The 18,712-nt window shown below is 48.6% G+C and carries 15 protein-coding genes; 7 read left to right on the top strand and 8 right to left on the bottom strand.

The genetic code is table 11. The features are described from left to right. Nucleotides 1–18 precede the first annotated feature (18 nt). The 4 genes from IEX02_RS01645 to IEX02_RS01630 all read right to left on the bottom strand — a co-directional run bounded on the left by IEX02_RS01645 (nt 19) and on the right by IEX02_RS01630 (nt 3,830). Nucleotides 19–1,227 carry a NupC/NupG family nucleoside CNT transporter gene (locus tag IEX02_RS01645; RefSeq protein ID WP_188689346.1) on the bottom strand — a complete coding sequence of 403 codons (1,209 nt, stop codon included), beginning with the start codon at nt 1,225–1,227 and terminating at the stop codon, nt 19–21. A gap of 24 nt (nt 1,228–1,251) precedes the next feature. After that, nucleotides 1,252–1,875, bottom strand: coding sequence for a uridine kinase (gene udk / locus IEX02_RS01640; RefSeq protein WP_188689344.1), 624 nt, complete (start codon nt 1,873–1,875; stop codon nt 1,252–1,254). Nucleotides 1,876–2,013: 138 nt separating this feature from the next. After that, nucleotides 2,014–2,970 carry a hypothetical protein gene (locus tag IEX02_RS01635; RefSeq protein WP_188689341.1) on the bottom strand — a complete coding sequence of 319 codons (957 nt, stop codon included), beginning with the start codon at nt 2,968–2,970 and terminating at the stop codon, nt 2,014–2,016. Next, nucleotides 2,970–3,830: a type 2 periplasmic-binding domain-containing protein gene (locus tag IEX02_RS01630; RefSeq protein WP_188689338.1), complete on the bottom strand. Its 861-nt coding sequence runs from the start codon at nt 3,828–3,830 to the stop codon at nt 2,970–2,972. Before IEX02_RS01630 ends, IEX02_RS01635 begins: the two co-directional genes overlap by 1 nt. 317 nt (nt 3,831–4,147) lie before the next feature. Here IEX02_RS01630 and IEX02_RS01625 point away from each other — a divergent pair, with 317 nt between their 5' ends. Beyond that, a complete protein-coding gene (locus IEX02_RS01625; RefSeq protein ID WP_188689335.1) occupies nt 4,148–7,309 on the top strand; it encodes a TonB-dependent receptor in 3,162 nt (1,053 codons plus the stop codon). Nucleotides 7,310–7,407: 98 nt separating this feature from the next. Further along, the gene (locus IEX02_RS01620) at nt 7,408–8,571 is read left to right on the top strand and encodes an endonuclease/exonuclease/phosphatase family protein (RefSeq protein ID WP_188689334.1); all 1,164 of its coding nucleotides are present in this window, start codon (nt 7,408–7,410) and stop codon (nt 8,569–8,571) included. Nucleotides 8,572–8,643: 72 nt separating this feature from the next. Here IEX02_RS01620 and argR read toward each other — a convergent pair whose 3' ends face one another. Next, entirely contained in the window at nt 8,644–9,105 is a 462-nt protein-coding gene (gene argR, locus IEX02_RS01615) for a transcriptional regulator ArgR (protein WP_188689331.1), read from the bottom strand. A 522-nt stretch (nt 9,106–9,627) separates the two neighbouring features. Between argR and mdh the strand changes: the two genes are divergently transcribed. Then, complete coding sequence (mdh, locus tag IEX02_RS01610; protein ID WP_188689328.1) at nt 9,628–10,566, top strand: malate dehydrogenase; 939 nt, start codon at nt 9,628–9,630, stop codon at nt 10,564–10,566. Between the two features lie 406 nt (nt 10,567–10,972). Here mdh and IEX02_RS01605 read toward each other — a convergent pair whose 3' ends face one another. Continuing rightward, complete coding sequence (locus IEX02_RS01605; RefSeq protein ID WP_229701983.1) at nt 10,973–12,427, bottom strand: amidohydrolase family protein; 1,455 nt, start codon at nt 12,425–12,427, stop codon at nt 10,973–10,975. 143 nt (nt 12,428–12,570) lie between these two features. Next, entirely contained in the window at nt 12,571–13,542 is a 972-nt protein-coding gene (gene ispB / locus IEX02_RS01600) for an octaprenyl diphosphate synthase (protein WP_188691717.1), read from the bottom strand. A 220-nt stretch (nt 13,543–13,762) separates the two neighbouring features. Here ispB and rplU point away from each other — a divergent pair, with 220 nt between their 5' ends. The 4 genes from rplU to folA all read left to right on the top strand — a co-directional run bounded on the left by rplU (nt 13,763) and on the right by folA (nt 16,203). Further along, nucleotides 13,763–14,074, top strand: coding sequence for a 50S ribosomal protein L21 (gene rplU, locus IEX02_RS01595; protein WP_188689322.1), 312 nt, complete (start codon nt 13,763–13,765; stop codon nt 14,072–14,074). 15 nt (nt 14,075–14,089) lie between these two features. Then, complete coding sequence (gene rpmA, locus IEX02_RS01590; RefSeq protein ID WP_188689319.1) at nt 14,090–14,347, top strand: 50S ribosomal protein L27; 258 nt, start codon at nt 14,090–14,092, stop codon at nt 14,345–14,347. Between the two features lie 190 nt (nt 14,348–14,537). Continuing rightward, nucleotides 14,538–15,701, top strand: coding sequence for an Obg family GTPase CgtA (cgtA, locus tag IEX02_RS01585; protein ID WP_188689316.1), 1,164 nt, complete (start codon nt 14,538–14,540; stop codon nt 15,699–15,701). A gap of 7 nt (nt 15,702–15,708) precedes the next feature. Then, nucleotides 15,709–16,203 (top strand): type 3 dihydrofolate reductase, encoded by a 495-nt coding sequence (folA, locus tag IEX02_RS01580; protein WP_229701981.1) that lies wholly within the window; start codon nt 15,709–15,711, stop codon nt 16,201–16,203. Between the two features lie 398 nt (nt 16,204–16,601). On the opposite strand, the gene IEX02_RS01575 is transcribed toward folA, so the two are convergent. Next, nucleotides 16,602–18,626: a HAMP domain-containing methyl-accepting chemotaxis protein gene (locus IEX02_RS01575; protein ID WP_188689299.1), complete on the bottom strand. Its 2,025-nt coding sequence runs from the start codon at nt 18,624–18,626 to the stop codon at nt 16,602–16,604. Nucleotides 18,627–18,712 lie beyond the last annotated feature (86 nt).

Below are 18,712 nucleotides of genomic sequence, written 5' to 3'. Positions count from 1 at the left end.
AGAACTAATACAATCTGTTTAGAGAAACAGGAAAAAGCCTGCAATGGCGGCGCTCATCAGGTTTGCCAATGTGGCTGCCAGTACGGCCCGTAGGCCAAGTTGGGCGATATCGTGACGACGACAGGGCGCCATGCCACCTAATCCACCCAAAAGTATGGCGATGGAGCTGAAATTGGCAAAACCACACAAGGCAAAGGTCACAATAGCCTGGCTGTGTTCAGACAATTGCTCTTTGTGATTGATAAAATCGGCGTAGGCGTAAAATTCGTTAATGACCACCTTCTGACCGATAAAACTGCCGGCCAGTTGTGCTTCCTGCCAAGGAACACCAATGACAAAGGCCAGGGGTTGCAACAAATAACCCAGCATGACCTGCAGGGTAAGGTCGCCGGCGCCAAAGAAGCTGCCTACCCAACCGATAAGGCCATTCAATAGTGCGATTAGGGCTACGAAAGCCAGTAACATAGCTCCTACATTCATGGCGAGTTGTAAACCACTGGCCGCACCGGCTGCTGCGGCGTCTATAACGTTGACGTTCTTTTCTTCGGGTTGATTTAAATCGGCCAGATCATTTTTGGGTGTTTCGGTTTCCGGCAGGATCAATTTTGCCATCATCAGGCCACCGGGCGCTGCCATAAAACAGGCTGCAATCAGGTATTTGAGATCCACACCCAATCCGGCATAGCCCGCCAGTATGGAGCCAGCGACAGACGCTAAACCGCCTACCATGACGGCAAACAATTCGGAGCGGGTCATGGTCGGAATAAAGGGTTTGACCACCAAAGGTGCTTCGGTTTGACCGACGAAAATGTTCGCCGTGGCAGACATGGCTTCTGGCCGGCTGATTTTGAGCAGGTGTTGGATAACGCCACCAATCAGACGGATAACCCAGCCCATGATGCCCAGATAATAGAGCACGGCAATAAAGGCGGAGAAGAACACAATAACTGGTAGAACGTGAACCACGAAAATGAAGCCCAACTTCATTTTACCTAAATCGCCAAACAGGAACTCTATCCCCTGACTGGCGTAGCCGATTACCTGCGAGACAGTATTGGAAACGGATAACAACATGTCTTTGCCAAAAGGCACATAGAGCACCAAGGCGCCAAGACCGAGTTGCAGTGCAAAAGCACCCAGAACGGTTCGCCAATTGATGGCTTTGCGGTTGGTGGAGACCAGATAACCCAGGCCGAGTAGTAGCAGGATACCGAGCAGACTAATCATCAGTTAGCACTTCCTTTATTGTTGTTATTTAAGAACTTGCTGGATGTGGGATTTCAGTACATCCAAAGCAATTCGGTTTTTACCGCCCTGGGTGACGACAACATCTGCGGTGAAGCGACTTGGCGCAACAAACTTATGATACATGGGCTTAACCGTTGTCTCGTATTGCTCACTGATAGATTGCAACGAGCGGCCTCGCTCATTAATATCGCGCTTGATACGGCGTAGTAAGCAGATATCTAGAGGCGTATCAATAAACACCTTGATATCGAAGTAGGGCAGAAGCTCAGGGCTGGCCAGCAACATAATACCCTCAACAATAATAACGGATGCAGGGGTAATGGTTTGTGTTTGCGTCAGTCTGGTGTGCGTCTTAAAGCAATATTGCGGATAATCGATGTTATTACCGGCTTTTAACTCTACCAGGTGCTTTCTTAGCAATTCGTGTTCGAAGGCATTCGGGTGGTCGTAGTTAGTTTGCACCCTTTCTTCCATGCTTAAATGTGTTTGATCACGATAATAATGATCTTCACACAGCACGCGGATATCCATTCCTTCATCAAGTATTTCTGCTATCAGGGTTTGGGTGAAGAGTGATTTCCCAGAGCCTGAGCCACCGGAAATGGCGATAATTCGCGTATTTGACATGTTTAGGGATTACGGGCAACGACAGGTGTGGCAAGAGTACCAGCGATATCGGAAAAATCCAGAGACTGGCTGAATAATGAACAGAATTAGCTTTACGTAAACGAATACAGGTAAAAGTCGGTCCCTGCTTGGTGGAGATTACTTGCCGATAATCTCCACATCTTCCACTTGCAGTTGCTCAAGGGCGTAATTGTGTAGTTTTGAGCGTGACCCTTCGCCCTGGGCTTTAGGTGGATAAAAGGGAATTTTGACTTCTGGACAATCCCGGAATACATCGTCCAGAGCTGCCCGGATTTCGCTCAGCATTTTATCCAGGTTGGTGCTGAAATCAGGTCGCTTACGTATGGTATGGCCTAATTCAATTAAGCGATAAAAATAACGATTGGCCAAATCCAGTAGCTCTTCAGGGATATTCTTGTTGTGATTTAAGGCTGCATTTTCATGCTGTAAGCAGTACTCCAGCAGCGCCACATAAAAGCAGAAGGGCTTGTTGGATAACTGTACTTGTCTGTCATCCAGACTGTTGGATAAGGTTCTTTCTTGTAAATTAACGATAAGTTTTGGGTGTGCCGGTAATGTTTCGGGCTCGTGAGCAGCACTATTTAGTGGGTCTACTTGCTCTCGGGGGCGGTTGACCAACAGGGTGAAAAGCAGGGCAGCCAATAGTGGGTAAACCGATAAACCGTCAAACAGGGTAAATGTTTTGGTACCCAATCGCAGGGACAGTGTTTGCCCAGGAATATGCAGTTCATGGGTTTGAGCCTGGCTGGCAAAATTATCGTCGGGTAAGGTGGCGCTAATCCCTTGCAGTTCTAAGGCTCTGATCGCATAACCTTGCTGAGAGGCCTGCTGATTCAGGCGATCAAGGTAATCTCTTACCGAGTCTTCATCGGCCACACTATTCATGACGTCATTAGGAAGTCTTAACCAGGGTAAATCCAGCGCGATACGTTTTTCCAGCGCCAGAGAAAGGGTCTGCGCCTGGCGTTGATGTGCTTGATTCGCGGCAATGAAATAGATGATCTGCAGCATAATCAGGCTGACCAGAAATAACAGCAGGCTGTTAGCCAAGTGATTAGCGGGTTGTATTTTCATTATCTTTGGCAATCCGGCTCTGGCGTTAAGCGACTGAAATAACCAGTATTTTCATCTTTTGCCATTTGAATTAACGTATGTTGCACTGCGCAGAACAGATCGACATTGTTGGTCTCCATTTTAAGGTACCACTTAGTGCCACTGACCTGCTGTTCTATGGGGGTGATATAATTACGCGACAAAATAGCTTCATCGCTGTCCTGCCAGTAGGACGAAATTATGTCTACTTTTCCCGACGTCAGCATGCTTCTCAGTTCGGTATGCGAGTTAGCATAGGTAATTTGCAGGCTGTCCAGGCTCAGATTGAGTTCTTTAAACATGCCGATAGGAATAATATGACCGGAACGACTGGTGGGGTAATCCAACAAGCCAATGCGTTTGCCGAGTAGATAGGCTTTATCAATCTGTGGCTTTTCTCTTGTGGAAATAAGATAGGCGGAATAATCAGAATAAGCCGCAACCACACGATAACCATAGGTGGACTCACCTTTGACGGCTTCCATCAGGTTTTTCTTAACTAAGGCAAGGTCGGCGATACCCTTACCGACATATTGCAAGACCTGATCTTCGCTGTGATTCCAGACTGCCTTGACTTGCCCAAACTGTTTTATTACCACGGGATCCCGGCAAAGTGTCTGTGACAGGTTTTTCGCCAGAGACTCGGCGTTAACAAATACAATCAGGGTAGCGTTGAGATTGCCACCTTGGGTGCTACATTCAGAAAACTGTTCTATAACCGGCCTGAATTCAACCTTTGCGGTACTTACATTTCCGTTCCCAATCAACCACATAAGTATAAACAGCAATATGGCAATGGTCGCCAGGCTGGTTTTTGACAGCTTTAAGCCCGATAACATCATGTATTCTGAGAACTCCGATGAGTAATGCTATACATTTCACCAGTTAATCTTACTTGTTTCAACGGGTAAAATTATTTAATCCACTTAACCTGTTGTTTTATAATAAATATGAACAAGAAGTTATGAATCTTTATGAGGTCTTCCTATTTTTCTCAGAGAAAGGACAATTTCATCCGAGAATTCGAAGCGTGGTGCGTTTTTTGTACGGATTCTGTGGCGGGAAATTTGACTTTTCCATCACAGGGTCTACTACAACAAAGTTGTCATAATCGCCTCATAAACTGTGAATTGCACACAACAAACCTTAGGAAAACACAATGTTCACGAAATCCAAGCTCAATCGCGTTGCGTTAGCTGTGGCTCTGTCAGTGGGTATCTCCACATCTGCATTTGCTCAGGAGACCACATCCGGTATCAGGGGGAACGTTCTTTCTGAGTCTGGCCAAGTCGTTGCTGGCGCTACTGTAACTATTACTGATACACGTACAGGTGCTGTCAGAGTAATGACGTCCAACGAAGCTGGCTCATTCAACCTGCGTGGTTTGCCGGTTGGCGGCCCTTACAGCATCGTAGTAAATGATGCATCCGGTACGCGTACGCTGAATGACGTATTCCTGAAGCTGGGTGAAACCACCAGCTTGAACATTGATCTGGAGAGCCAATCTCAGATCGAAACCGTTGTGGTAACTGGTACCCTGACCAACGCCAACTACGGTGCGACAGGCCCGGCAGCCAACTTTGATTTGAAGGCGCTGGAAAACGCCCCTGCAATTAACCGTGATCTGAAAGACCTGATCAAAATTGACCCTCGTGTTTATATCGATGAAGGTTTCAATGACTCTATTCAGTGTGCGGGTGCAAACTCACGTTTCAACAGCCTGACTGTTGACGGCATCCGTACCAATGACAACTTTGGTTTGAACAGCAACGGTTACCCTACTGTTCGTATTCCTTTCTCTTATGATTCTATTGCTCAGGTAGCGGTAGAGCTGGCACCTTTTGATGTACAGTACGGTGGTTTTACCGCGTGTAACATCAACGCCGTGACTAAATCTGGTAGCAACGAATTCCACGGTGGCGTGTTCTTTGACTACACCAACGATTCTATGCGCGGTGACAGCCTGAAGGGCGAAGACATCAACGTGGGTGGATTCAACGAGAAGCGTTATGGCTTCAACGTTGGTGGCGCTTTGATCGAAGATAAGTTGTTCTTCTTCACTTCTTACGAGAAGTTGGAAGGCTCTGATCTGTTCGACCGTGGCCCGGCTGATTCTAACGCTGCGGTTAAAGTCGCTGGTTTCACCCAGGCGATGTACGATGAAATTCTGCAAATCTCCCGTGACGTGTACGGCTATGAACCCGGTGCCCTGGTTAACAGCCTGCCGGTAGAAGATGAAAAGATCATGGCCAAGTTGGATTGGCACATCAACGACTCGCACCGCGCGTCATTGGTATACAACTATAACGACGGTAATACTATTCGCGAATCGGACGGTGACTCCAATGAGTTTGAATATTCTAACCACTACTATAACCAGAGCGGTGAGTTCGAATCTTATGTTGCGTCCTTGTACTCAGACTGGACAGACTCCTTCTCAACCGAACTGCGTATCGGCACCTCCGATTTTGATGCCAGCGTAGTGCCCTTAGGCGGGACCGAGTTTGGTGAGGTTCAGATCTCTACCAGTGTTGGTGACGAGCGGGCCACAGTTTATCTGGGCGCAGATGACTCGCGTCATGCTAATAAACTGAAGTATTCCAGCGATACATTCAAACTGGCGGGTACGTACCTGTTAGGTGACCACGTTATTACCGGTGGTTATGAGTACGAAAGCCTGGACGTGTTTAACATGTTCGTACAGGAAAGCGAAGGCGAATTCCGCTTCGGTTCTATTGAAGATTTCCGCAACGGCACGCCATACCGCATTATTTATGAAAATGCTGCCGGCACTAACAACCCTGCCGATGGTGCCGCTGAGTTTACCTACGATATCCATACTCTGTACTTGCAGGACGAATACTACCATATGGGCTGGGACGCAACCTTTACCTTTGGTGTGCGTTATGACTGGTACAGCAGCGATGACTACCCGGTTGAGAACCCGCTAATTGAAGAATTGTATGACTTCAGTAACCGTCAAAACCTGGATGGTCTGGATCTGATTCAGCCGCGCTTTGGTTTTAACTGGATGGCAGCTGACAATCTGGAAGTACGCGGTGGCTTCGGTCTTTACTCTGGTGGTAATCCCAACGTTTGGGTAGGTAATAACTACCAGAATAACGGTATTGTGCTGAAGGAAAATCAGGACAATTCCGGTACGTCTTTGTTTGATAAAGAGCACGTCGGCGGTGGTCGTCCGATTTATGACATTCCTAAAGAGCTGTATGACAAAGTCGCAGCCGGCGAAGGTCGCAACGGTGGCGTGAACATTCTGGATCCTAACTTTGAGATTCCATCAGAGTGGAAATACGCCTTGGGTCTGACTTACACCTTTGCTGACGACTATGTGTTGATGGCAGATATCTTGTATTCAGATAAGCAGGATGCGGCGGTTATTCGTGATGCATCTCGTACTATTTCCAGCCAGACGGCTCCTGATGGACGCCCGATTTATGCTGACAATGGTCGTTCACAAGACTTTATGCTAACTAACGTTGACGGTGATTCTGGTGAGTCTACCAGCGTGTCTTTGGCCTTAAGTAAGTCTCACGACTTTGGCTTGGATTGGAGCGTGGCCTACGCTTATACCGAAGCTAAAGATGTTAACCCAATGACCAGCTCAGTGGCCTTCTCCAACTACACTGGTGTGGCAACAGCAAATGGTGAAAATCCAGGTGCGTATACCTCTAACTATGAGATCCCGCACAGATTTACCCTGCGTGTGTCTTACGAAAAAGAGTTCTTTGACGGTTATAGCACACGCTTTAGCTTGTTCGGCACAGCCAACCAGGGCCGTCCTTACAGCTATACCTTTGATAACACTGATGACTCCAGAAATCCTAACTCTAACTATATTAATGATAAGTTCGGGTATGGCGTGTACACCGACTCTCAACTGGTTTATATCCCAGAAGAGAACGATGCTAACGTGATCTACGGCCCTGACTTTGACCTGGCTGCCTTTAATCAGTTTATTGATCATAAAGGTCTGAGCCGTGGCGAAATCATGGCTAGGAACAGCCTGAACAGCAGCTGGTGGACTAAGTTCGACATTAAAGTTGAGCAAGAGTTTGCTGGTTTCTATGATGGTCACAAAGGTAGCGCGTTCCTGATTATCGAAAACGTAGGTAACCTGCTGAACGATGATTGGGGTGTGATGGAAGAAGTATCCTTCCCGCGTATGCAATCTATTGTTGATGCAACCATTAACGATGAGGGTAAGTACGTATACAACAGATTTATCCAGCCTGGCGGTGAGTCTATCGTATCCGACGCTTCCCTGTGGGAAGTGCGTATCGGCGTGAAATACAGCTTCTAATAAGTTGTTGTTACACTGCTGAAATTAAAGCCGGCCTAGCGCCGGCTTTTTCAGTAACAGCGCAGCTTGCTGCTCATGATGTCGATGGAAATGCCAGAATGATAAGACAGATAACATTACTTTTAGCCATGACCACCAGTTCCTTATTTGCCGCAGAAATCCGTATTGCTACCTTTAATGTGAGTATGGAGGCGGACAACTATGTTGAGCGCGGCCAGCCGGTCACCGGGCAGGAGTTGTTTGAGCACCTGAAAAATGGCGAGCATCCACAGATTCGCAATACTGCTGAAATTATTCAGCGGGTGAGACCGGATATCCTACTGCTCAATGAATTTGATTATAACGCTGACCCCAGACAGGGCGTCGAGGCCTTTGTAAAACACTATCTGAATGTATCGCAAAGCGGTGCAGAGCCCATAGATTATCCCTATTTCTATCTGGCGCCAGTGAATACCGGTGTTGACTCTGGCGTGGATTTGAATGGTGATGGTGTGGCCTCTGGTATCAAAGACGATGCCTTTGGTTTTGGTAAGTATCCAGGCCAGTACGGTATGGTTCTGCTTAGCCGTTATCCTATTGATGAAGCTAATGCACGCAGCTTTCAGCGCTTTTTGTGGAAAGATATGCCGGGTAACCTGATGACCGGGGTGAAGAAAGAGGATGGTCAATCCTGGTACTCGCAAGCGGCACAAAATGTGTTGAGACTGTCCTCAAAGTCTCATTGGGATATACCTGTACAAGTAGATGGAAAAACTATTCATGTATTGGCAAGTCATCCTACTCCTCCCGTGTTTGACGGTCCCGAGGACAGAAATGGCAAACGCAATCATGATGAAGTCAGGTTCTGGGTGGACTACTTGTCCAAAACACAGTCAAGCTACATGTACGATGACCAGGGACGTAAAGGCGGTTTGCAGGGTGACACTTTTGTGGTGCTGGGAGACCTTAACTCGTCAATGGTTGAAGGAGACTCATTGCGTGATGCCATTGTTGGATTGATTACCCATGATAAAGTGAGTGCGAGCTTTGTGCCGCGCAGTGAAGGCGGAAAAGAGCACAGCCTGGACAATCCTCTGGGCGATACCCATACCGCAGGTTGGCGTATGCGTGCCGACTATGTATTGCCTTCGGTTGCAGGTTGGGACGTAAAAGATGGCGGCGTGTTCTGGCCAGCAAAAGGGGATGAGCTTTATCGTCTGGTTAAAGATCGTAAAAGTTCGTCAGACCACCGGATGGTATGGCTGGCGCTGCAATTTAAATAGAGAGTTACACACAGCCGGTGTCAACCGGCTTTTTTATCACTGTGTTTCGGCTAGTTGCTTTAGCAGCGAAAATCAGACGTTTTCAAACAACGCTTCTACCCGCTTTAACGTATCGTCAATGCGAGTGACATCGGCTGGCGCAATAAAAATGGTATCGTCACCTGCAATAGTGCCCAGCACACCATCGGCCTGACTAAGGGAGTCCAGCAGCCTGGCAATCAACTGCGCGGCGCCGGGACTGGTGCGAATAATTACCATCACATTGTTGTGCACTATATCCAGCACCAGTTGTTTAAGCGGACTTTTGGCTGTGGGCATGCCCAGCTCTGGTGGTAAACAGTAAACCATCTCTCCCAGCGCGTTACGGGTACGTACTGCACCGAATTTGCTCAGCATGCGGGATACTTTTGACTGGCTGATGTTATCAAAACCCTGCTCTTTTAGGGCCTCGACAATTTCCCCCTGAGAACCAAAATTCTCTGTTTTGAGAATGTCTTTGAATGACTTGATCAGCTCGTCTTGTTTTCCTGCCATGGGTATCCGCTCTTTGATGGTCTAGTGTCAAATTAGCCGTTACTTTACCTTTAGGCCCGTATGAATCAATGTTTTTATACTTTGGTCTTATCCTGTAAGCCGTCTGAGGATGGACAGCGAAGGGGGAACCAGGCCAGTTATCAACTGTGTCAGGCCTTGGCCAGTAAACCGCAGTGGGGCGTAACAAAACTATCAGCGCCCAATAGAAGCGCTCTCGCAACTACTCTGGGGGTATGGCTGGGTCTGATAATTGCCACAAGCTATGAATTTTCCACCCGGCTGGCACAGTCCTTTGGGGTTATATATTCTGTGTGCTAAGGCTGATTGTGTGTATCGGCGGTTTGGCTGGTCACTTGCTAAGCCACCGACCACAAAGTAGACTCTGCCCCCAATGTTTTCCGTCATTCAGTCTGAGTGCCAGCTCTGGCGATGTCCGGTATTGCCGGTAGGCTGAATTATTCGACATTGTTCACTGACGTTGCCGTCAGTCGATGAAATTACTCACATTCACAGGAGATAAACATGAAAGTAGCCGTATTAGGTGCAGCCGGCGGTATCGGCCAGGCATTGTCACTGTTGCTCAAGACTCAGTTGCCAGCAGGCTCTGAATTATCCTTGTATGACGTTGCGCCAGTAGTTCCCGGTGTAGCTGTTGATTTGAGCCATATTCCTACCGATGTGAAAGTAAAAGGTTTTGGTAAGGACGATTTGAACACGGCACTGGAAGGTTGTGACATCGTGTTGATCCCGGCTGGTGTTCCTCGTAAGCCTGGTATGGACCGTTCTGACCTGTTCAATATTAACGCCGGTATCGTGCGTAACCTGGTTGATGCTATTGCTGACACTTGTCCTAAAGCTTGTATCGGTATCATCACCAACCCCGTAAATACTACTGTGGCCATTGCTGCTGAAGCGCTGAAGGCTAAAGGTGTTTACGACAAAACTAAGCTATTCGGTGTTACGACCCTGGACGTAATTCGTGCGGAAACTTTCGTTGCTGATCTGAAGGGACTGAACCCCGCTAACGTACATGTTCCAGTGATCGGTGGACACTCAGGTACCACGATTCTGCCTCTGCTGTCTCAGGTTGAAGGTGTTGAATTCAGCGATGAAGAAGTTGCCAGTTTGACGCACCGTATCCAGAATGCGGGTACTGAAGTGGTTGAAGCCAAAGCGGGTGGCGGTAGTGCAACCTTGTCTATGGGCCAGGCTGCAGCGCGTTTCTGCTTGTCTTTGGTGGCTGCGATGCGTGGTGAAAACGTAGTTGAATACACCTACGTTGAAATTAACAGCGACGATGCACGTTTCTTCGCTCACCCTGTTCGTTTAGGTCCTAACGGTGTCGAAGAGATCCTGCCTTACGGTAAGCTGAGCGCGTTTGAGCAGAAAGCTAAAGACGATATGTTGGGTGGCCTGCGTGGTGATATCCAATTAGGCGAAGACTTTGTAAACAAAGCCTAATCGTTAGTGATGCTAAAAAACCGCCTACGGGCGGTTTTTTTATGTCCAGGGATGGACGGTATACCACGGTGGCAGGGATGCTAAGGAGTGGCGATGTCCAGGGATGGGCGGGCAGAAAAACTGCTCCTGCGTTTTCTGCACTTCCGCCTTCCTTGGCGGTCGTATGCCACGGTGGCAGGGATGCTAAAGAGTGGCGATGTCCAGGGATGGACGGGCAGAAAAACTGCTCCTGCGTTTTCCGCACTTCCACCATCCCTGGCGGTCGTATGCCACGGTGGCAAGGATGCCAAAGAGTGGCGATGTCCAGGGATGGGCGGGCAGAAAAACTGCTCCTGCATTTTCTGCACCTCCAGCATCCTTGGAGTCATGCTTTTTCTAAATGTCTACTTTCTCTGGCAACCAGGCGCTAAACACTTTGCCAGCGTAGCAAATTGAGAAATTCCCGACGGTTTTTGGGACCATAAGTTTGAAAATGTGGTGCGGGATGGTTGCGATAGTTGGCTTTGTCCAGAGCAACCTTATCCTTGTGAGTGACTTGCGCCACTTCTTGTGGCGAGATTTGATAAGGTTTACAGGCATTTAAACCAAAGACCTTGGCCTTAAATTCACGGGTCAGGGAAGGGTAATCATATTGTTTCTGAAAGGCCTCACTGATCTGGAAGGCGCGAAAAGCCTGAATTTGATCCTGAGGAGAGCCATACCAAATGGAATCTGTGCCCCACAGTACATTATTCTCACCCACATAACGTAGTAATTTCCCCAGCAGATGGGCGGCTTGCTCGGGATGGCGCATCACAAAGCGCCAGGTAGAGCCGAGTTCGGCATACACATTAGTGTTGGGGGCCACTTGATTGTTTTGCAAAGACGTAATCAAACTATCGACGCCCGCTCGGTGGCTGCCACTGGTATACGCCCTTTCTTCCACAGCAGGATCAAAACCCGAATGATAGATAATAAAATTCACATCTGGGTAGCGCTTGGCCACTACGCCAATATCGCTGCATAGGCTGTGTTGATAAGACTGAGCACCAAAAGGGATACCCTTGTGAATGCAGATATTTTTGATACCCAGCGCTCTGGCTTTTTCAATAAAGCGAATTCCAACTTCGTCATGCAGGAAAAAGCCATTGCCATCTGGGCCCCATTGGGTATAGGTTTTCCAGGCGCTGACTTGCCATTTTTCGGCCAGTTCATCCATACCTTGCAGATCACCATCTTGGTTTGGGTTTACCCTGCCATGTAGCAACAGGCGCTGGTTTCCTTCCAATTCATCAACAATACGTCGTGTGGCATCGGCTTCTTCTATGGTAAGAGGTTCGCGCTGACGTGAAGAAGGCACAAAAGACAGCACCATCATGTCGGTGTCGCTGTCTAAGAAGACATCTTTGATAAATTGCTTGGGGCCCAGGCACTGTAAGTAGCTTCTGTCCCCCGCTAGAGCCGCCAGCGGGCAATCGGCTTGCTGCATGCTGGCGAAGGGCTTGGCGCCTTGCGGTAACGAATTTAGCCAACGGCCATTGGGGTCAACGAAGTGGCCCTGAATATCAAAGATAAATTCATCGCCTCCTAGTACGGTATCGGCGAGTTTATCGTCATAGGCGCTATCGGTTTCCAGTGCGTAATATCCGCCTTGTACCGCTTCTTTGGCGTTGACGTCATTGGCGCATAGTAATGTCAGTGCCGCCGCGCTGCTGGATAGCATAAAGTCGCGGCGACTTAGCCCGAGTTTTCTGCGATACGTTTCAAAACGAGTGGAAGCCAGAGCGTTAATCTGCGCTTCCCTCTCACTTAATATGGGTGGACAAAACTCACCGTTTGAGGTGCTGTCAAATTTGATAGGCAAGGCCGGGGTTGGTTTCATCTTCGACATCCTGTTTGTTCAGATGCAAGAATAAAACGTTAGCAGTGATGTTAAAGTGTTGCTTGTTTTTTGAACAGGTTGTGAGGGCCTTGTTTCCGACGGGTAAGATTAAAGTACGCCGGCAACGCACCGGCGTGAGGGGATCAGGCTAGCCGTTCAACAGATTGCCTGGCCAGTGCAATCAGTGCCTGCTTAAAAGCGGAGTCAGCAACCGGAGATAGTGCGTCAATGGCCTGCTTAGCCGCTTGCTGCGCTTTGTCTTTGGTGTATTGCAATGCACCGGTCTGTTGCATTGCACTTTGTATTTCGGTTAAGTGAGGAAGGCCGTTGGCGTTTTCTATGGCACTGCGAATCAAATCTGCCTGCTCCTTACTGCCATGCCACATGGCGTAAAGTAACGGCAGGGTAGGTTTGCCCTCGGCAAGGTCATCGCCGACATTTTTACCCATGGCTTCACTGTCAGCGCTATAGTCCATGACATCATCGATAAGCTGAAAGGCAGTGCCAAGGTACTTACCGTAATCCTGCATGGCTTGCTCAATCGCTGTTGGTTGGTCGGTTAATACCGCAGCAAGCTGGGTTGCAGCTTCAAAGAGTCGGGCAGTTTTGCTGTATATAACCTGCATATAGCTGTCTTCGCTGGTATCAGGGTCATTACAGTTCATTAACTGTAATACTTCGCCTTCAGCGATAACATTGGTTGCGTCCGAAAGAATTTCCATTACCCGCATACGCTTAAGGCTAACCATCATCTGGAAAGAACGGGTATAGAGAAAATCGCCCACCAACACGCTAGCCTGATTACCAAACAGTTCATTGGCTGTTTCGCGGCCGCGTCGCATGGTAGACTCGTCCACTACATCGTCGTGCAGCAAAGTGGCGGTATGAATAAATTCGATAATGGCAGCCAAAGTGTGATGATCCTGGCTTTGAATGTCCAGTGCACGTGCTGCTAACACCGTAATTAATGGACGAATGCGCTTGCCGCCGCTATTAACGATATAAAAGCCCAACTGATTGATCAGCGCTACATCAGAATTAACTTGATGCTGAATGAGTTGATTGACCGCTTGCATGTCTTGTTCAGCAAGCTCGCGTATCTGCTGGTTATTCATTTTCTCTAGGGTACGTCGACTGGAGACTGGCGGCATTTTTGCAGAATTTGCCTTAGGGTTCCAGTGAGTTCAGGTTATTGTCGCCCAAGCATAAAGATAACCCGCTAATAGGGCTAAATTTCTGGGAATTTGCTCTTGCGATGCCTGCACACTTCACGTACAATTCGCGCCCTGTTTTAGAATTGTTGGCGTCCTGCGGGCGCAAAGAGCGGAGTTAAGTATGTACGCGGTTTTCCAAAGTGGTGGTAAACAACACCGTGTGGCTGAAGGCCAAACCGTTCGTCTCGAAAAGATTGAAGTTGCACCAGGTGAATCTGTTGAATTCGACAGTGTCCTGATGGTTAGCAACGGTGACGATGTTAAGATCGGCATGCCTTTCGTTGACGGTGGCAAAGTGACGGCTGAAGTGGTAACCCACGGTCGTGGCGAGAAAATTAAGATTGTTAAGTTCCGTCGCCGTAAGCATTCACGTAAGCAGATGGGCCACCGTCAGTGGTTCACTGAAGTGAAAATCACTAGCATCAGCGCCTAAGAGGAGTACTGAAAGATGGCACACAAGAAGGCGGGTGGTAGTACCCGTAACGGTCGTGATTCAGAAAGCAAACGCCTGGGTGTAAAACGCTTTGGCGGTGAGTCAGTTTTGGCTGGCAGCATTATCGTTCGTCAGCGTGGTACTAAGTTCCATGCTGGTAACAATGTAGGTTTGGGCAAGGACCACACCTTGTTCGCTTTGTCTGACGGTAAAGTTCAGTTCGAAGTGAAAGGTCCTCAGAACCGTAAGTACGTGAGCATTGTTGCTGAATAAGCAATTATCTTTATGTACTAAAAGCCCCGCCATGCGGGGCTTTTTTATATGACAAAGAGAAGGTGCTGTGAGAGTGTTCATTTGTGTGGACATGCTCTTACTTGCCAACCTTATGCACTTCAGGTTGCCTTCAAGTTTGCGCTGGCACCTTTCTGCTAAAGTATTCATATGATCCTCATGAGGTTTAATAATGAAATTCGTAGATGAAGCCGAAATCCGAGTTGAAGCCGGAAACGGTGGCAATGGCGTGGTCGGTTTCCGCCGGGAAAAATATATTCCTTTCGGTGGCCCCGATGGAGGCGACGGCGGCGATGGCGGCAGTATTTATCTGGTTGCCGATGAAAACCTCAATACACTGATCGATTATCGTTTTGAACGCATTCATCGTGCTGAGCGCGGTCAGAATGGCTCGGGCGGCAATTGTACTGGTCGTGGCGGCGCAGATTTGGAATTGCGAGTACCAGTGGGCACGCGTGCTACGGATGTGGATACTGGTGAAGTGCTGGGGGATTTAACCCGTAACGGCAAGCGTTTGATGGTTGCCAAAGGCGGCTTTCATGGTTTGGGCAATGCCAGATTTAAAAGCAGTACTAACCGAGCACCAAGACAGCAAACCAATGGTACGCCAGGAGATATTCGTAATCTCAAGCTAGAGCTGATGCTGTTGGCCGACGTTGGCATGTTGGGTTTACCCAATGCCGGAAAATCTACTTTTATCCGTGCTGTATCTGCCGCCAAGCCTAAGGTGGCTGATTATCCCTTTACTACTTTGGTGCCAAACCTTGGTGTAGTGCGGGTAGACAGCAACCGTAGTTTTGTTATCGCCGATATACCTGGGTTGATCGAAGGGGCTGCGGACGGCGCTGGACTGGGTATACGATTCCTCAAGCATTTAGAACGTTGCCGGGTGTTGCTGCATTTGGTGGATATCATGCCTATTGATGGCTCCGATCCTGCCCAAAATGCCATGGCGATTATCGCCGAGCTTGAAAAGTACAGCCCTAAACTAGCAGCAAAACCACGCTGGTTGGTATTTAACAAGACCGATCTGCTGTTGGAAGAAGAGTTGGAAGAAACCAAGCAACGCATCATTGATGATATGGGCTGGGAAGGCCCGGTGTATTGCATTTCTGCTATCAGCGCCACGGGAACGGCTCCTCTGACACAGGAAGTGATGAACTATCTTGGAACACTCCCTGCACAGACAGAAGGTCAGGAAGATGCAGTGAGAGCTGAATTTAAGTGGGACAACCCCAACAAGCAGCAGCTCGATGAACTTGACGATGATGACTGGGATGACGACGATTGGGATGAAGATGACGAAGATGGAGCCGAAGTCATTTACAAAAGGTAAGGGAACGATGCGGATTTCTATGATAGCTGCTATGGCTAAAGGCCGGGTGATTGGCAAGGACAATCAAATGCCCTGGCACCTGCCGGCAGATTTGAAGCATTTTAAGCAGGTTACCCTGGGGAAGCCGGTGGTCATGGGGCGCAAAACCTTTGAGTCTATTGGGCGCCCTCTGCCTGGAAGGTTGAATATAGTTATCAGTCGCGCTGAGGATTTCAAACCGCAAGGGGTGACTGTAGTGACATCTCCCGAGCAAGCTGTGGCTGTGGCCGAGGAGTCCGCGACCGAAGAGTTGATGATTATTGGGGGAGGTGCCATATACCGGCACTTTCTGGCCCAATGTCACAGGCTCTATATCACGGATATTGAATTGGACGTTGAAGGGGATACCACCTTCCCGGATTTTTATGCGGTGGCGGATTGGCGGGAAGTGGCCGTGGAGCAGGTCTCCCCTGATGAATCTAATGCCCATGGTATGACATTCAGGACACTGGAACGTATTTAATCGCGTAATCGCGATATACGACCGCCAGGGATGGCGGAAGTGCAGAAAACGCAGGAGCAGTTTTTCTGCCGACCGCCAGGGATGGTGGAAGTGCAGAAAACGCAGGAGCAGTTTTTATGCCCGTTCATCCCTGGACATCGCCACTCTTTGGCATCCTTGCCACCGTGGCATACGACCGCCAGGGATGGTGGAAGTGCGGAAAACGCAGGAGCAGTTTTTGCAGTTTTTCTGCCCGTCCATCCCTAGACATGGTCGATGAGTGTTCCCAACAACATCGACATACCGTCCATTCCTGGACATCGCCACTCTTTGGCATCCTTGCCACCGTGGCATACCGTCCATCCATGGACATAAAAAAACGCAGCCTAGGCTGCGTTTTTTTATATGAGTAGCATAGGTTAAACCCGGAACTGTCTAATCGAGCCCTGTAGCTCATCGGCCAGGCGTGCCACTTCATGACTGGAGTCTGTGGTTTGCTCCGCACCTGTGGCAGTTTCTTCGGCAATGGCGACAATATTCTCAAGCTTTTCACTGATCTCTTGTGAAACCTGATACTGCTCTTTCGCCGATTGTTCAATCTGACTGGATACATCGTGAGCCTTATGCACTGCGTTGGTAATCAAATCCAACGCGGAGGTGGCTTTCTCGGTCTGGGTCACACAAAGCTCAGCCTGTTGTTTACCTTGCTGCATCACGGAAACCGCCTTCTCCGCGCCTACTTGCAGCATTTCAATCATGGCATGAATTTCCTGCGTGGACTCCTGTGTGCGGCTGGCAAGGGTTCTTACTTCGTCAGCCACTACCGCAAAGCCTCGGCCTTGTTCGCCCGCTCTGGCGGCTTCTATGGCGGCGTTAAGGGCTAGCAAATTGGTCTGATCGGCAACACCGCGAATAACATCCAGGATGCCGCCAATGCTGGCACTGTCCTGATGCAGCTTGTTGATAACTTCGGCGGCTTTTTCCACTTCACGGGCAAGTACCATAATGGTGTTCTTGTTTTCGTTGGAAATCACCTTAACCTTCTCCGCCTCAGCGTCGGCATGACGAATTTGGTTCAGCGTGTCATCAGCACTTTGGGATACCAGCTGAGAGGTGCTGTTCATCTGCGTAGTCGCCGTAGCAACCTGGGCAATTTGAGACTTCTGTTCCTGAATGGAACGGGTTGTCTGGGTGGTAACCGTTGAGGTTTCTTCAGAGGCGGCCGCTAATTGGGTGGCACGAGAGCTGATACCTGAGATTAGGGCCTTCAGGCTGTCGATAAGATTATTACAGTTTCTAGCTAACTCACCGAATTCATCTTTTGAGCTGTCATCCAGCTTTTGGGTCAGGTCGCCGGAAGAGACCACATGCAGGATCTCGTTGACCTTGTTCAGCGGGATGGTAATGGCTCTTACGCTGAAAAAGGCGATAGCAGCGGCAACAACCGCGGATACCAGCATGATGATATAAGTGCTGGTAGTGCCACTGGCGACTGAATTAGCAACGTCTTCTTTGACACGGCTGGTTATTTCGTTGGCTTGCTTGAGCAACTTGTCCAAATCGGCAATGCCAGACTGGATATTGGCTTCGGAGTTCTGCAGGGCAAGTACGGCGTTATTTTGATGGTTAAGTCTTTCTACCTGATTGTTTAAAACGCCATTAGCAGATGAAATGGTGTCGTTGATACTGTCTACCATTTCCAGTATCTCTTCCAACATGCCACTGTTGTCACGACCGCCCGCCGCCTTTTCCATATTGGCGGCACTTTCTTTGGCATTATCTAATAATAACTTTAATTCGTTGCCTATGGTTTCTGCCTTAGTCAAATCCTGGGTACGGGTATATTGGTTACCCACAGTGACCAAGGACATCAGGCCGGTTTCCAACTCTCCACCTATCTTGGCGGCTTCAGCCAGAGGGCCGTTATTGCGCGCTTGGCTTAAATCAGAAAAATCCAGTAACAGGGTCGAGGTATCATCGGTGTTGTCCTCTAAATCTGACATCTGGTTGCCCAGGGTTTGATTCAATTGCAAGTCTGCTCTGCGGTTATCAAACATTTGAGTGACATAGCCATTGTATTCGCCGTATACCTTTTCCACTCTCGCCAGGGTCGCTTCTAACTCGGCCTGGGTGCTAACGGATTGCTTTAATAGCTTAAGTTCAGCCTCAAAATTTTTGCGGCTGTTGGAAAAACGCTGCAAAGCGTCATCTAATCCGCTTAATTCTGTTTCGTAATAGGCTTCAAACGTAATTCGTCCCATATTGACGAAAGATACTTTCAGCGCGCTACTGCCTTGTAAGGTTGGCAGGGCCAAGGTGTTAACTTCTTCGGTGGCGCTATCCACATCACCCAGATTGACCAGGGAGGAAATGCTGACAATAAAAACCAGCAGGGTAATGATGGCAAAACCACCTATAACACGCATGGCTACGGTAAGATTCATACGGCTCTCCATACAAACAGCTAAGTACCTGCGATTGTTGCAAATTTACAGGTTCACTTCATCTAAAACCGACAGAACGGCTATTT

It is taken from the genome of Bowmanella pacifica (assembly GCF_014645355.1).
In the GTDB taxonomy this organism is placed as follows: domain Bacteria; phylum Pseudomonadota; class Gammaproteobacteria; order Enterobacterales; family Alteromonadaceae; genus Bowmanella; species Bowmanella pacifica.
The sequence above is the reverse complement of the archived record's forward strand: the minus strand, read 5'-3'. Positions and strand labels throughout refer to the sequence as shown.

Coding starts and splice junctions, on each gene's coding strand:
- IEX02_RS01645 (WP_188689346.1), bottom strand. CDS start 1,227: ATGATTAGTCTGCTCGGTATCCTGCTACTACTCGGCCTGGGTTATCTG.
- udk (WP_188689344.1), bottom strand. CDS start 1,875: ATGTCAAATACGCGAATTATCGCCATTTCCGGTGGCTCAGGCTCTGGG.
- IEX02_RS01635 (WP_188689341.1), bottom strand. CDS start 2,970: ATGAAAATACAACCCGCTAATCACTTGGCTAACAGCCTGCTGTTATTT.
- IEX02_RS01630 (WP_188689338.1), bottom strand. CDS start 3,830: ATGATGTTATCGGGCTTAAAGCTGTCAAAAACCAGCCTGGCGACCATT.
- IEX02_RS01625 (WP_188689335.1), top strand. CDS start 4,148: ATGTTCACGAAATCCAAGCTCAATCGCGTTGCGTTAGCTGTGGCTCTG.
- IEX02_RS01620 (WP_188689334.1), top strand. CDS start 7,408: ATGATAAGACAGATAACATTACTTTTAGCCATGACCACCAGTTCCTTA.
- argR (WP_188689331.1), bottom strand. CDS start 9,105: ATGGCAGGAAAACAAGACGAGCTGATCAAGTCATTCAAAGACATTCTC.
- mdh (WP_188689328.1), top strand. CDS start 9,628: ATGAAAGTAGCCGTATTAGGTGCAGCCGGCGGTATCGGCCAGGCATTG.
- IEX02_RS01605 (WP_229701983.1), bottom strand. CDS start 12,427: ATGAAACCAACCCCGGCCTTGCCTATCAAATTTGACAGCACCTCAAAC.
- ispB (WP_188691717.1), bottom strand. CDS start 13,542: ATGAATAACCAGCAGATACGCGAGCTTGCTGAACAAGACATGCAAGCG.
- rplU (WP_188689322.1), top strand. CDS start 13,763: ATGTACGCGGTTTTCCAAAGTGGTGGTAAACAACACCGTGTGGCTGAA.
- rpmA (WP_188689319.1), top strand. CDS start 14,090: ATGGCACACAAGAAGGCGGGTGGTAGTACCCGTAACGGTCGTGATTCA.
- cgtA (WP_188689316.1), top strand. CDS start 14,538: ATGAAATTCGTAGATGAAGCCGAAATCCGAGTTGAAGCCGGAAACGGT.
- folA (WP_229701981.1), top strand. CDS start 15,709: ATGCGGATTTCTATGATAGCTGCTATGGCTAAAGGCCGGGTGATTGGC.
- IEX02_RS01575 (WP_188689299.1), bottom strand. CDS start 18,626: ATGAATCTTACCGTAGCCATGCGTGTTATAGGTGGTTTTGCCATCATT.